The organism is Kitasatospora atroaurantiaca (assembly GCF_007828955.1).
Taxonomy (GTDB): domain Bacteria; phylum Actinomycetota; class Actinomycetes; order Streptomycetales; family Streptomycetaceae; genus Kitasatospora; species Kitasatospora atroaurantiaca.
The window spans coordinates 3872491-3885495 of the sequence record NZ_VIVR01000001.1 but is presented as its reverse complement, the minus strand read 5'-3'; the positions used below and the strand labels follow the sequence as shown (position 1 = coordinate 3885495).

Genomic DNA, 13005 nt, shown 5'->3' with positions numbered 1-13005 from the left:
TCAGGTGGTGGTCAGGACGATGCCGCCGCGGGTGCCGGACTCGGCGAGGCGGGCGTGAGCCTTGGCGGCTTCGGCGAGCGGGTACTCGGAGTCGACGCGCGGGGTCAGCAGGCCGGCCTCGGTGAGGGCGGCGAGCTCGGCGAGCTGTGCGCCGTCGGGGCGTACGTCGATGACGGCGACCCGGATGCCGCGCTCGGAGTCGGGCACGGTGTCGGGGCGGACGGAGACGAAGGCGCCGTCGGCCCGGACGGCGGCCAGCAGGGAGGTGCCCAGCAGGGCCGTGTCGACGGCCGCGTCCACACCGCCCTCCGGGGCCAGCTCCCGGACCGCCGCGACCGCGTCCTCGCCGCGCTCGACCCACCGGGCACCGAGACCGGTGATGAACTCCCGGTCGGCGGCCCCCGCGATGGCGATGACCTTGAGGCCGCGCCCGACCGCGAGCTGGACGGCGAACCCGCCGAGTGCGCCCGCGCCGCCGCTGACCAGCAGGGTCTGCCCCTCGGTCAGCCCGGTCAGCTCCAGTGCCTGCAGGGCCGTCAGTCCGTTCAGCGGGAGGGTGGCGGCGGCCGTCACCGACGTACCGGCCGGAGCGGGGCCGACCGCCGAGGCGGGCAGCACCGCGTAGTCGGCGTGCGTACCGTTGTGGCTCGCAAACCAGTGCGAGAGTCCGATCACGGCGTCCCCGGTACGGAAGCCGTCCACCCCCTCGCCGAGGGCGTCGACCGTTCCGGCCACGTCCCAGCCCAGTTGGTGCTGGGGCCGCTCGGGCAGGTGGTGGGCCACCGCGCCTGAGCGGACGGCCGCATCGGCCGGGTGCACGGAGACGGCCTGGGTCCGGATCCGGATCTCTCCGCGGCCCGGCTGCGGGATCTCGACCTCGGCGATCTCGATGACCTCGGGTCCACCGAAGGTCTTCACGACGACTGCGCGCATGGCTGGTTCTCCTCTTGGACGGTCCACCTGGACTGCCTTGTGCTTCCGACATCAAGACGTTCTCAGCCGTGAGCCGGGGTGTGGAGAGGACCGTTCTGCCTGGGATCGGCAGTCCCAGGCTGCGCCGGTGGCTGAATCCCCTGGTGCGTACGGCCGGCCCCGTGATGTGCTGCCACGTTATGGAGACACGTCCGGCCGGGACCGCCGGCTATCGCGAGGATGCGGGCGAACTGGCCCGGCAGTACGAGAGCGTGACGTTCGAGAAGGTGCACCGGGAGGTGCTGCACCTCTTCCCGGAGGCTCCGGCCCGGGTGCTCGACCTCGGCGCCGGGACGGGCCGGGACGCGGCCGCACTGGCGGCCCGCGGCCACACGGTGGTGGCCGTGGAGCCGACCGTCGAGCTGCGGGTGCACGAGGCGGCCGGGTTCACCTGGCTGAGCGACTCGCTGCCTGAACTCCGGGAGGTCGCAGGCAAGTTCGACCTGGTGTTGGCGACGGCCGTCTGGATGCACCTGGACCCGGCGGAGCGCGGGCGGGCGATGCGGCGGGTGTCCGAGCTGTTGGCCCCGCAGGGGCGGGTGTTGTTGCTGCTGCGGCACGGCCCGGTACCGCAGGGGCGGCGGATGCACCCGGTCTCGGCGGACGAAACGGTAGCGCTGGCAGGCGAGTTCGGCCTGGTGGAGGTGCACCGGAGCGAGCGCGCCGACGCGCACGGCCGGACCGGTGTCAGCTGGACCCATCTGGGGCTTGACCTCAAGTCGGCTTGAGGTTCCATGCTTCTCGCATGACACGGACAGAGACCAAGGCACACGCACGGATCCCCGCAGACCCCGAGGTGGCGATGCTGCGCGAGCTGCTCGGGGCGTTCGTGGACCGGGACGCGGTCGCCAGGCTGATCGACAGATACCTGGCGAGCCTGGACGAGCGGGTCTTCGACGAGGCCTGGGCCCGCTCGTTCTTCACGGAGGACGTCCGGCTGGAGTTCCCCGTCGGGAGCCGTACGGGGCGTGCGGGGCTCGCAGAGTTCCAGGCGGCGGCGATGGCGAAGTTCGGGCGGACGCTGCACGTCGGCTCGAACCACGCCATCGCGGTGCACGGGGACCGGGCCACACTGAGCTTCAACCTGCTGGCCGCGCACGTCCATTCGGACGCCGCCCATGCCGAGCGCGGCTACGCCCCGGGCACCCACTTCGACATCGGCGGCCGGATGGACGGCGAAGCCGAGCGGACCGAGAGCGGTTGGCGGCTGAGCCGGCTCGCCCTGCAGCTGGTGTGGACGACCGGTGAGCCCCCGGCTGCTACAGCGTGACCGTGGCGCGGAAGACCGTGGCGCCGGGGCCGGACAGCTCGGTGCCGCCGCCGGTGGCGGGGAGGAAGGCGGACTCGCCACGGGCCAGCGTGAGGGTGCTGCCATCGGTGTGCGCGAGCCGGACGGCGCCCTCGGTGCAGAGCAGGATCTGCGGGGCGTCGCCGTCGACCCGCCGGGGCTCGGGGCCGAGGACGAAGCGGGACAGCCGGAACTCGTCGATCGGCACCGGGTACAGCTGCTCGCCGGCGCCGTCGGTGACCGGCCGCAGGACGTCGGGCTGCCCGCCCCTGAACTCGACCACGCGCAGCAGCTCGGGGACGTCCACGTGCTTGGGCGTCAGGCCGCCGCGCAGCACGTTGTCGGAGTTGGCCAGGATCTCGACGCCGATGCCGCGCAGGTACGCGTGCGGGACGCCCGCGCCCAGGTAGAGCGCTTCGCCGGGCTGGAGCCGTACGTAGTTCAGCAGCAGGGCGGCGAGCAGGCCGGTGTCGCCGGGGAACTCCCGGGCCGCGTACGCGTAGGCGGAGAACTCCCCGCCCGGGGCGGCCGCGGCGGCCCGCTCGACGGCCGCGGCGACCTCGGTCACCGCGGCGGTGGCGGCGGCCCCCGTCAGCGACAGGATGGTGGCGAGCGCCTCGCTCAGTGCCTCGGCCTCGGGCTTGTTGCGCAGCAGCTCGACCAGCGGGGCGAGCACCGGGGCGCCCAGCGACTCCATGAGGTCGGCGGCCGCGGCGGGCGTGCGGAAGCCGCAGAGGCCCTCGAACTCGTCGAGTGCGCAGATGAGTTCGGGCTTGTGGTTGGCGTCCTTGTAGTTGCGGTGCGGGGCGTCGACCGGGACGCCCCGGGACTCCTCGTCGGCGAAACCGGCCTTGGCCTGCTCGAGGTCGGGGTGGGCCTGGATGGAGAGGGGGGTACCGGCGGCCAGCACCTTGAGCAGGAACGGCAGGCTCGGGCCGAACTTGGCCACGGCCGCGGCGCCGAGCTCGGCCGTCGGGTCCTCGGCGATCAGCTCCGCGAGCGAACGCGGGCCGCTGCCCCGGTCGACCCGGGACGGTGAGCCGGGGTGTGCGCCCATCCAGAGTTCCGCCTGCGGTTCGCCGGTCGCTTCCTGACCCAGAAGCTCGGGGATGGCGGTGACCGATCCCCACGCGTAGGGGCGGACGGTGTTGACGAGCCTGTCCATGGGCGCGGTCCTGTCTGTTCTCTGGGTCGTGTTGCGGCGATCCGGTGGAGCTGAAGGAGACGACCCTAACCGACCGTCCGTACGGCCTGGTGAACGGAACATGATCCGTACGGACGGTCGGCTGCGGTCTCAGGCGCGGACGAGGGCGAGGACGGCGTCGCGGACCTCGGCCATCTTCCCGGGGTCGCGGGCCTCGACGTTCAGGCGGAGCAGCGGTTCGGTGTTGGAGGCGCGGAGGTTGAACCACCAGTCCTTGCCGGCGATGGTCAGGCCGTCCAGTTCGTCGACGGTGACGTCCTCGAGCGAGGCGTAGGTGGTGCGGACGGCGGCGGTGCGGTCGGCCTGGTCGGCGACGGTGCTGTTGATCTCGCCGGAGGCGGCGTAGCGGTCGTACTCGGCGGTGAGGGCGGACAGGGTGCCGGTCTGGCCGCCGAGGGCGGCGAGGACGTGGAGGGCGGCGAGCATGCCGGTGTCGGCGCGCCAGAAGTCGCGGAAGTAGTAGTGGGCGGAGTGTTCGCCGCCGAAGACGGCGTCCGTGGTGGCCATCTCCTGCTTGATGAAGGAGTGGCCGACGCGGGTGCGCACCGGGGTGGCGCCGAGTTCGCGGACCACCTCGGGGACGGTCCAGGAGGTGATCAGGTTGTGGATGATGGTGGGGTTGTGCTCGCCGGCGGCCTTGGCGCGGGCGATCTCCCGGGCGGCGACCAGGGCGGTGATCGCGGAGGGGGAGACCGGTTCGCCGCGCTCGTCGACGACGAAGCAGCGGTCGGCGTCGCCGTCGAAGGCCAGGCCGATGTCCGCGCCGGTCTCGACGACCTTGGCCTGCAGGTCGACCAGGTTGGCCGGGTCCAGCGGGTTGGCCTCGTGGTTGGGGAACGTGCCGTCCAGCTCGAAGTACAGGTCGACCAGGTCGATCGGCAGCCCGTCGAACACGGTCGGCACGGTGTGCCCGCCCATGCCGTTGCCGGCGTCGACGACGACCTTCAGCGGCCGGATCGCGGACAGGTCCACCAGGCCCAGCAGGTGGTCGGCGTAGCCGCGCAGGGTGTCCTGGGAGGAGAGCGAGCCCGGCTTCACGTCCACCGGCGGGATGGTCACGGTGTCGTCCGCGGCGGTCCAGGACTCCACCAGCTCCCGGACCTGGGACAGCCCGGTGTCCTGGCCGACCGGCGCCGCGCCGGCACGGCAGAGCTTGATGCCGTTGTACTGCGCGGGGTTGTGCGAGGCGGTGAACATCGCCCCGGGCAGGTCCAGCTTCCCGGACGCGTAGTACAGCTGGTCGGTGGAGCACAGCCCGATCTCCACCACGTCCGCGCCGTACGCGGCGGCGCCCTCCGCGAACGCCCGCGACAGCGACGGCGAGGACGGACGCATGTCATGCCCCACCACGATCGCCGACGCACCCACCACCCGCACGAACGCCGCACCGAACGCCCGAGCCAACGACTCGTCCCACTGATCCGGCACCACACCCCGGACGTCGTACGCCTTCACCAACTGCTTCAGGTCCCGCACTGCTGGCTCCACCCTGCTCGGTGCGGCATGGGCCGCACGCTGTCGGTCGACACCAGCGGGCAGGCTCCGGCCCCATCGGGCCTGCGTGCGTCGGGGGAAGGCGCAGCGGGCGGCGAGGCCGGACGCGAGCGACCGGTTGCTTCGCGACCCACGGGTGTTCAGGTTGAGCAGGAAGACTACCTGGTGAGGGCCGGACGGCCGGGCGGTGCAGGCCAGGCCTGGCGGTCGGCCGGGAATGCGGGCCGTTGTAGCATGCCCATTCTTGCTGCCTGTTCCCAGCTGCTTCGAAAGGCACAGACGTGACTGCCCCTGAGGAGAGCACCTTCGCCGATCTCGGCAAGGTGCTGGTGATCATCCCGACCTACAACGAGGCCGAGAACGTCGAGCGGATCACCTCCCGGGTCCGTACCGCCGTCCCCGAGGTCCACGTCCTGGTGGCCGACGACAACAGCCCCGACGGCACCGGCGAACTCGCCGACAAGATCGCCGCCGAGGACGACCACGTCCACGTCATGCACCGCAAGGGCAAGGAAGGCCTCGGCGCCGCCTACCTGGCCGGCTTCCGCTGGGGCATCGACAACGGCTACGACGTCCTCGTCGAGATGGACGCCGACGGCTCCCACCAGCCCGAGGAACTCCACCGCCTGCTCACCGCCCTGCGCACCGCCGACCTCGTCCAGGGCTCCCGCTGGGTCCCCGGCGGCAAGGTCGTCAACTGGCCCAAGTCCCGCCTGCTGATCTCCCGCGGCGGCTCCCTCTACTCCCGCCTCATGCTCGGCGTCCCCATCAAGGACGTCACCGGCGGCTACCGCGCCTTCCGCAAGGAGACCCTCCTCGGCCTCGGCATGGACGAGGTCGCCTCCGCCGGCTACTGCTTCCAGGTCGACCTCGCCTGGCGCACCGTGAAGGCCGGCTTCAAGGTCGTCGAGGTCCCCATCACCTTCGTCGAACGCGAATTCGGCGCCTCCAAGATGAGCCGCGCCATCCTCGTCGAAGCCCTCTGGCGCGTCACCGGCTGGGGCATCGGATCCCGCATCCAGAAGCTCACCGGAAAGAAGTAACGCCGTACCGACCACGCCCGCCCTGACGTACCGTCAGGGCGGGCGTGGTGTGTTCGGAGGCGTCCCGCCCCTACGGTGCTGTCGTGACCGGACCGAAGGCACGTTGGTGGGACGCTCTGCCGTTGCCTGCCCTGATCTGGGGCAGTTCTTCCTCAAGGTCGCGGTCGGCGTGATGCCCGCCCGCGTACGTGGCGCTGGGGCGGATCGCGATCGGCGCCGGGCCTAGCCCTGCTCGTCGCAGACGGCCGGGGTCGGGGGCAGGTGGACCTCGGCCCAGTTGCGGAGCTCCGCGAGCGCGGGCCGCAGGGCCCGGCCGGACTCGGTGAGGTGGTAGCTGACCCGCAGCGGCGGGCCCTCGTCGACGGTACGCACCACCAGTCCGGCCTCGGCCAGCTCGGTGAGTCGGTCGGAGAGCATCCGTTCGCTGATGCCGGGGATCGCCCGGCGCAGCTCGGAGAAGTAGCCCGGGCTCTGGCTGAGTACGGCCACGATCAGGCCGGTCCAGCGCTTACCGAGCAGGGCGAAGACCCGGGTGAGCGCCATGTCCACCCCGGTGCACGCCGTGTGCGCCTGCTGTGCCGCTTCCTGAGCCATGTCATACAGCGTACTGCCCTCGCGCTAGTGACGAAAGAAAAGTAAGCTGCTACGTTAGATGAAGCTGCCAACGAAAGAGCAGCAACTTTCCGAATGGAGGCTCCCATGTCCACACTGCTGCACATCGACTCGTCCGCGCTCACCGAGGGTTCCGTCTCGCGTGAGGTCTCCGCGACCTTCCGCAAGGAGTGGGAGGCCCAGAACCCCGAGGGCACGGTGATCTACCGCGACCTCGCTGCCACCCCCGTGCCGCACCTGTCCGCCGACGGCATCACCGCCTCCTACGTGCCGGCCGAGCACCGCACTCCCGAGCAGCAGGCCGCACTCGCCCTGCGCGAGGAGCTGATCAGCGAGCTGGAGCAGGCCGACGCGGTGGTGATCGGCACCCCGATGTACAACTTCACGATCCCGTCCAGCCTGAAGGCCTGGCTCGACCAGGTGATCCTGATGGGCCGCACCGCCGGTGAGCAGCCCTCCGCGGCCGGTACCTCCGTGACGGTGGTCTCGGCGCGTGGCGGTTCCTACGCGGCGGGTACGCCGCGGGAGAGCTTCGAGTTCGTCACCACCTACCTGGAGAAGGTGCTGACCGGCATGCTGGGCCTGGAGGTCGACTTCGTCCTCCCCGAGTTCACCCTCGCCCGGGTCAACCCGGCGCTCGCCGACTTCATCGACACCGCCGACGCCTCCAAGGCGCAGGCGCACCAGGACGCGGTCGAGAAGGCCAAGGCGCTCAGCGCCAAGCTGGCGGCCTGACGCCCTCCGGCACCCGGGCGGTGGCGCGGGCGGTGTGGTCGGCCACACCGCCCGGGCGCGCCTAACCGGCAATCGAGGGTCGTTGCTCCCAAGCTGGTCCCGTACATGGGCCCGGTCCGGGCCCCCGAGCCGACCAGGGAGCCGATGTGACGCCGTCCCCGCCCGACGAGACCGCCGGAGCCGACCCGGCCGGCCGCGGTACGGGGATCCCGGCCGCCGGCCCACTGCAGATCGAGGTCTTCACCGGACCCGAGGCGGCCTTCTTCGCGACGTCCAGCCTGATCATGGGCGAGCGCACCGCCATCCTCGTCGACGCCCAGCTCACCCGCAGCGCCGGCCGGGAACTCGCCGAGTGGATCGCGGGCAAGAACCGCCAGCTGCTGGCCATCGTCATCACCCACCAGCACCCGGACCACTACTTCGGCGCCGAGGAGGTGCTGCGGCTCTTCCCCAGGGCGCAGCTGCTCGCCGCGCCACCGGTCGTCGACGCCATCGCGCGGACGGGCGCCGCCAAGGTGGCGCAGTGGAAGCCGGTGTACGGGGACGACATCCCCGACCAGCCGCTGCTGCCCGCGCCCCTGCTGCCGCAGCCGCTGATGATCGACCGCCAGCTGATCCGCGTGCTGCACCTGGGCCAGGGCGACTGCGAGGCCTCGACCCTCGCCCACATCCCCAGCCTGCGTACCGTGGTGGCCGGTGACTTCGTCTACAACGGCACGCACGTCTGGACGGCCGACACCGACCCAGTCCAGCGCGTCGAGTGGATCAACAACCTGGCCCGGATCGCCGACCTCGGCATCGACCGGGTGATCGCCGGGCACCGGGCACCCGGCGCGGACGACGACGCGATGCGGGTGCTCTCCTTCACCGGCGAGTACCTCCAGGACTTCGACCGCGCGCTCGCCGAGCACCCCGGCGACCCCGAGGGGCTCACGGCGGCGGTGAACGAGCGCTACGGCGGCCTGACCCTCCCCGCCATCCTGGAACTCGGTGCGTCGGCCAACACCGCCCGCATCACCCTGGCCTCCCACCAGCCGGACGAGGACGGCATCATCGACGCCGAGATCATCGAGGATCCCTGATCCCCGGCGGGCCGATACTTGCACCATGACGGCGTACGACGCGATGGTGCTGGCCGGCGGTGCGGCACGCAGGCTCGGCGGGGCGGACAAACCCGCGCTGGCGGTCGGCGGCCGGACCCTGCTCGACCGGGTCCTCGCGGTCTGCTCCGACGCCGGGACGACGGTGGTGGTCGGCCCGCAGCGGGAGACCGTACGCGGCGGCCTGCGCTGGACGCGTGAGCAGCCGCCGGGCGGCGGCCCGGTCGCGGCCGTCGCCGCCGGGCTCCGGTACGTGACCGCGGAACGGGTCCTGCTGCTCGCCGCCGACCTGCCCTTCATCGACCGGCCGACCGTCACCCGGCTGCTCGCCGCCCTCGACGAGGACGAGGGGGAGACCGAGGTGGCCCTGCTGGTCGACGCGGCCGGGCGTGACCAGCCGCTGGCCGCCGCGTACCGGACCGCCCCGCTGCGCGCCTCGCTCGCCGCCCTCGGCGACCCGGCCGGGCTGCCGCTGCGTCGGCTCACCGCGCCGCTGCGCGCCGTACGGCTGGCGGACCTGGACGGAGTGGCGTACGACTGCGACACCTGGGAGGAACTTGCCCAGGCCCGCGAACGCGAACGCGCCGAGGCGAGGCCCGACTGTTGACCTGGGCAGCCGGGCGACCACAACAGGGGCGCGAGAACTGCGCGACGCGGGAGGCTGCGGGCTGTTGCCTTCCGACCTCGCGCAGTTCCTCGCGCCCCTGGGCGGTGCAACTGGATCGGGTGCCTAAGAGTCCCTGCTCACCAGCCGTCAGGCCCCGGAGTGAGCGAAACGACGCGCGATACTCACGGCCGGAACACCTCCGCGTGGCGCTGGATCGGGCAGCATGGGGCCATGGACCGCACGCTGGATGACTGGATCGCCGAGGTCAGCGCCGAGCTGGGCATCGACCTCGACGTGGACGTGCCCGGGCTGCTCGACCTCGCCCGCGTGGTCGCGCACGGGGTGGCCCGCCCGGCCGCGCCGCTGACCGCCTTCCTGGTCGGCTACGCCGCCGCCCAGCAGGGCGGCGGGCCGGCCGCCGTCGCGGCGGCCAACGCCCGTACGACCGTGCTCGCCGAGCGCTGGGCCGCAGCGGACCCGGCGTGAGCGCGCTCACCGAGGTGCCCGCGATGGCGCCCCCGCCCACTGCCGGGACGCTGCACGACGGACCGTGGCCGCAGGCCCGCCGTGCCGCCCGCCTGGCGGCCCGTCAGCCGCTGCCCGCCATCGAGGCGGAGCTGGCGGCCGCCCTCGGCCACACCCTGGCCGCGCCGCTCGCCGCGCTCACCGACCTCCCCGCCTTCGACACCTCCGCGATGGACGGCTGGGCCGTCTCCGGGCCTGGCCCCTGGCGCCCGGCCGGCCGCGTGCTCGCCGGGCAGGACGCGGCACCCCTCGCCGACGGCGAGGCCGTGGAGATCGCCACCGGTGCCCAGCTCCCGCCGGGCGCGACCGGCGTACTGCGCCGTGAGCACGGCCGCACCGAGCACGGCCTGCTGTACGCCCTTGGCGAGGTGGCCCCCGGCCAGGACGTCCGCCCGCGCGGCCAGGAGTGCCGAGGGGGCGAAGCGCTGCTCCCGGCCGGTACGCCCGTCACCCCGGCCGTGCTCGGCCTCGCCGCGGCCTGCGGGCACGACCGGCTCACCGTCCACCGCCGCCCCACCGTCGAGCTCCTCCTTCTGGGCGACGAGCTCCTCGACTCCGGGCTGCCGCAGACCGGGCGGGTCCGCGACGCGCTCGGTCCGATGCTCGCCCCGTGGCTGAGCGCCGCCGGGGCGGAGCTGACCGGCCGGCGCCAGGTCAGGGACGACTTCGGACTGCTCCGGGACGCCGTCCGGCACTCGCCCGCCGACGTCGTGATCACCACGGGCGGCACCGCGGCCGGCCCGGTCGACTTCCTGCACGCCGCGCTGGAGGCTTCCGGAGCTCACCTGCTGGTCGACGGCGTCGCCGTCCGCCCCGGCCACCCGATGCTGCTCGCCGAACTCCCGGGAGGCCGCCACCTGGTGGGCCTGCCGGGCAACCCGCTGGCCGCCGTCGCGGGGGCCGTCACCCTCGCCCTCCCGCTGCTGCACGGCCTCTCCGGCCGTCCGGGGCCCGACCTGCGGACGGAACCCGCCGCCGTCGACCTCCCCGGGCACCCCACCGACACCCGGCTGCTGCCCGTCGTCCGCACCGATCAGGGCGTCGTCCCGCTCGCCTTCGACGGCCCGGCGATGCTGCGCGGTCTCGCGCTCGCCGAGGCGCTCGCGGTCGTCCCGCCCGGCGGTGTCCCGGCCGGCGGCCGGACCGAGCTGCTGCCGGCCCCTTGAGCAGGGCACGGCTGCACGCGGGCGACGAGCCGGGCCGGGACACCGACATCCTGCTGCCCGCCAGGAAGGCCGCCCCGGCGCTCCGCCAGGTCGCGCTGCGGCTGGCCATGGCCCTGGGCGTGCTGGTCGCCACCACCCTGATCGTCTGGGCGGACCACGCCGGCTACCACGACAACGCCGACGGCACGGTCGACTTCCTGGACTCCGCGTACTACGCGACGGTCACCCTCTCCACCACCGGCTACGGCGACATCACCCCGGTCAGCGACGCCGCCCGGCTCACCAACATCTTCGTGATCACCCCGCTGCGCGTGATCTTCCTGATCATCCTGGTCGGCACGACCCTCGAGGTGCTCACCGAGCGCACCCGCCAGCAGTGGCGGCTGAACCGCTGGAGGTCCACCGTGCGCGAGCACACCGTCGTCGTCGGGTACGGCACCAAGGGCCGTCACGCCGTGGCCACGCTGCTCGGACAGGGCGTCCGCAAGGACTCGATCGTGGTCGTCGACCCGCAGCGCAAGGCGATCGACCAGGCGACCGGTGACGGACTGGTCGGTGTGCTGGGTGACGCCACCCGTACCGACACCCTGCGGCGCGCCGAACTCCCCACGGCCTCCCAGGTGGTGGTCGCCCCCGAGCGCGACGACACCGCCGTCCTGATCACCCTGACGGCCCGCCAGCTCAACAAGGGCGCCACGGTCGTCGCAGCCGTACGGGAGGACGAGAACGCCCCGCTGCTGCGGCAGAGCGGCGCCGACGTGGTGGTCACCAGCTCCAGCTCGGCGGGCCGGCTGCTCGGCATGTCGATGCTCAGCCCGCACGCCGGCGCCGTGATGGAGGACCTGTTCACCTACGGCACCGGTCTGGACGTGGTCGAGCGCCCGGTCACCAGGGCCGAGGCCGGGCGCAGCCCGCGTGAGTGCGCCGACCTGGTGCTCGCGGTGGTCCGTGGCCGACGGGTGCTCAACTACACCGATCCGGAGGCCGCGACCCTGCAGCTCACCGACCGGGTCATCACCATCCAGCGGGCCGGCTCCGCCTGAGAGCCTCCGGCTCGGGGGGCGGGGCAACCACCGGGGGCTGATCGGCTGCCTGACCTGAGACAGCGGGCCGACGGGACCTGACGGCATGTCCGCGCGTAGCGTGACGGGTATGCGAGCCATCACGATTCCCCAGCCCGGCGGCCCTGAGGTGCTGACCTGGGCGGAGGTGCCCGATCCGGTGCCCGCTGCGGGCGAGGTGCTGGTCGAGGTCGCGGCGACCGCCGTCAACCGGGCCGACCTGCTGCAGCGCCAGGGCTTCTACGACCCACCCCCCGGCAGTTCCCCCTACCCCGGCCTCGAGTGCTCCGGGCGGATCGTCGCGCTCGGCCCCGGCGTGGCCGGCTGGGGCGTCGGCGACGAGGTCTGCGCGCTGCTGGCCGGCGGCGGGTACGCGGAGCGCGTCGCCGTACCGGTCGGGCAGCTGCTGCCCGTGCCGAAGGGGGTGAGCCTGGAGGAGGCCGCCGCGCTGCCCGAGGCGGCCTGCACGGTCTGGTCGAACATCTTCATGGTGGCCCACCTGCGGCCTGCCGAGACGGTCCTGGTGCACGGCGGAGCGAGCGGCATCGGGACGATGGCGATCCAGCTGGCCAAGGCGGTCGGCGCCAAGGTGCTGGTCACCGCCGGGAGCCCCGCGAAGCTGGCCCGCTGCGCCGAGCTGGGTGCGGACGTCGGTATCGACTACCGGGAGCAGGACTTCCTCGAGGCGGCCAGGGAGGCCACCGGCGGGGAGGGCGTGGACGTGATCCTCGACATCATGGGCGCCAAGTACCTGCAGCGGAACGTGGACGCCCTGGCGGTCAACGGGCGCCTGGTGATCATCGGCCTGCAGGGCGGCGTCAAGGGCGAGCTCAACCTGGGCACCCTGCTCGCCAAGCGCGCCGCCGTGGCGGCCACCTCGCTGCGGCCGCGCCCGCTGGGCGAGAAGGCGGCCATCGTGGCGGCGGTACGTGAGCATGTCTGGCCGCTGGTGGAGGCGGGCGTGGTCCGGCCCGTGGTGGACCGGGTGCTGCCCCTCACCGACGTCGCCGCCGCGCACCGGGTGCTGGAGGCGGGGGAGCAGGTGGGCAAGGTGGTGCTGCGGGTTCCGCCGGCCAGGTAGGAGCACCCGTCGGGGTACCTGTCGCCCGGGTGGCTGCGGTGTCCGAAATGCCTGGAATGCCGGAATGTGTGAGGCTGGTCCGGAGCTGTCCCGCCGCCGTCCGTGTCCCAGCGCGGT

The 13005-nt window shown here is 73.1% G+C and carries 12 protein-coding genes and 2 pseudogenes; 10 read left to right on the top strand and 4 right to left on the bottom strand.

Translation table 11 applies throughout. The features are described from left to right. Entirely contained in the window at positions 1-933 is a 933-nt protein-coding gene (locus tag FB465_RS17895) for an NADP-dependent oxidoreductase (protein WP_145791902.1), read from the bottom strand. Between the two features lie 179 nt (positions 934-1112). Between FB465_RS17895 and FB465_RS17890 the strand changes: the two genes are divergently transcribed. Together FB465_RS17890 and FB465_RS17885 are read left to right on the top strand one after the other, a co-directional pair. Beyond that, on the top strand, positions 1113-1700 hold the full coding sequence (locus FB465_RS17890; protein WP_145791901.1) for a class I SAM-dependent methyltransferase: 588 nt from the start codon (positions 1113-1115) through the stop codon (positions 1698-1700). Positions 1701-1717: 17 nt separating this feature from the next. Continuing rightward, positions 1718-2242 (top strand): nuclear transport factor 2 family protein, encoded by a 525-nt coding sequence (locus FB465_RS17885; RefSeq protein WP_211785811.1) that lies wholly within the window; start codon positions 1718-1720, stop codon positions 2240-2242. Here the strand turns inward: FB465_RS17885 and manA are convergent. Further along, positions 2232-3425, bottom strand: coding sequence for a mannose-6-phosphate isomerase, class I (gene manA / locus FB465_RS17880; protein WP_145791899.1), 1194 nt, complete (start codon positions 3423-3425; stop codon positions 2232-2234). The genes FB465_RS17885 and manA overlap by 11 nt on opposite strands. Before the next feature lie 129 nt (positions 3426-3554). Next, the gene (locus tag FB465_RS17875; protein ID WP_145790464.1) at positions 3555-4940 is read right to left on the bottom strand and encodes a phosphomannomutase/phosphoglucomutase; all 1386 of its coding nucleotides are present in this window, start codon (positions 4938-4940) and stop codon (positions 3555-3557) included. A 299-nt stretch (positions 4941-5239) separates the two neighbouring features. On the opposite strand from FB465_RS17875, the gene FB465_RS17870 reads away from it, so the two are divergent. After that, positions 5240-6001 (top strand): polyprenol monophosphomannose synthase, encoded by a 762-nt coding sequence (locus FB465_RS17870; RefSeq protein ID WP_145791897.1) that lies wholly within the window; start codon positions 5240-5242, stop codon positions 5999-6001. 222 nt (positions 6002-6223) lie between these two features. On the opposite strand, the gene FB465_RS17865 is transcribed toward FB465_RS17870, so the two are convergent. Further along, positions 6224-6595: a winged helix-turn-helix transcriptional regulator gene (locus tag FB465_RS17865; RefSeq protein WP_145791895.1), complete on the bottom strand. Its 372-nt coding sequence runs from the start codon at positions 6593-6595 to the stop codon at positions 6224-6226. A 105-nt stretch (positions 6596-6700) separates the two neighbouring features. Between FB465_RS17865 and FB465_RS17860 the strand changes: the two genes are divergently transcribed. The 7 genes and pseudogenes from FB465_RS17860 to FB465_RS17830 all read left to right on the top strand — a co-directional run bounded on the left by FB465_RS17860 (position 6701) and on the right by FB465_RS17830 (position 12888). After that, positions 6701-7348 (top strand): FMN-dependent NADH-azoreductase, encoded by a 648-nt coding sequence (locus FB465_RS17860; RefSeq protein ID WP_145791893.1) that lies wholly within the window; start codon positions 6701-6703, stop codon positions 7346-7348. Between the two features lie 146 nt (positions 7349-7494). Then, positions 7495-8430 carry an MBL fold metallo-hydrolase gene (locus tag FB465_RS17855; RefSeq protein ID WP_145791892.1) on the top strand — a complete coding sequence of 312 codons (936 nt, stop codon included), beginning with the start codon at positions 7495-7497 and terminating at the stop codon, positions 8428-8430. Positions 8431-8455: 25 nt separating this feature from the next. Continuing rightward, positions 8456-9031 (top strand): annotated as a pseudogene (mobA, locus tag FB465_RS17850) (molybdenum cofactor guanylyltransferase); the annotation flags it as partial. A gap of 267 nt (positions 9032-9298) precedes the next feature. Next, positions 9299-9541, top strand: a pseudogene (locus FB465_RS17845) (DUF6457 domain-containing protein); the annotation flags it as partial. 23 nt (positions 9542-9564) lie between these two features. Beyond that, positions 9565-10746: a molybdopterin molybdotransferase MoeA gene (locus FB465_RS17840; RefSeq protein ID WP_145797415.1), complete on the top strand. Its 1182-nt coding sequence runs from the start codon at positions 9565-9567 to the stop codon at positions 10744-10746. 107 nt (positions 10747-10853) lie between these two features. Then, entirely contained in the window at positions 10854-11789 is a 936-nt protein-coding gene (locus FB465_RS17835) for a potassium channel family protein (protein WP_145797414.1), read from the top strand. A gap of 109 nt (positions 11790-11898) precedes the next feature. Continuing rightward, a complete protein-coding gene (locus tag FB465_RS17830; RefSeq protein ID WP_145791886.1) occupies positions 11899-12888 on the top strand; it encodes an NAD(P)H-quinone oxidoreductase in 990 nt (329 codons plus the stop codon). The last annotated feature ends 117 nt before the right edge of the window (positions 12889-13005 follow it).

Coding starts and splice junctions, on each gene's coding strand:
- manA (WP_145791899.1), bottom strand. CDS start 3,425: ATGGACAGGCTCGTCAACACCGTCCGCCCCTACGCGTGGGGATCGGTC.
- FB465_RS17890 (WP_145791901.1), top strand. CDS start 1,113: ATGGAGACACGTCCGGCCGGGACCGCCGGCTATCGCGAGGATGCGGGC.
- FB465_RS17895 (WP_145791902.1), bottom strand. CDS start 933: ATGCGCGCAGTCGTCGTGAAGACCTTCGGTGGACCCGAGGTCATCGAG.
- FB465_RS17865 (WP_145791895.1), bottom strand. CDS start 6,595: ATGGCTCAGGAAGCGGCACAGCAGGCGCACACGGCGTGCACCGGGGTG.
- FB465_RS17835 (WP_145797414.1), top strand. CDS start 10,854: ATGGCCCTGGGCGTGCTGGTCGCCACCACCCTGATCGTCTGGGCGGAC.
- FB465_RS17885 (WP_211785811.1), top strand. CDS start 1,718: ATGACACGGACAGAGACCAAGGCACACGCACGGATCCCCGCAGACCCC.
- FB465_RS17830 (WP_145791886.1), top strand. CDS start 11,899: ATGCGAGCCATCACGATTCCCCAGCCCGGCGGCCCTGAGGTGCTGACC.
- FB465_RS17860 (WP_145791893.1), top strand. CDS start 6,701: ATGTCCACACTGCTGCACATCGACTCGTCCGCGCTCACCGAGGGTTCC.
- FB465_RS17840 (WP_145797415.1), top strand. CDS start 9,565: ATGGCGCCCCCGCCCACTGCCGGGACGCTGCACGACGGACCGTGGCCG.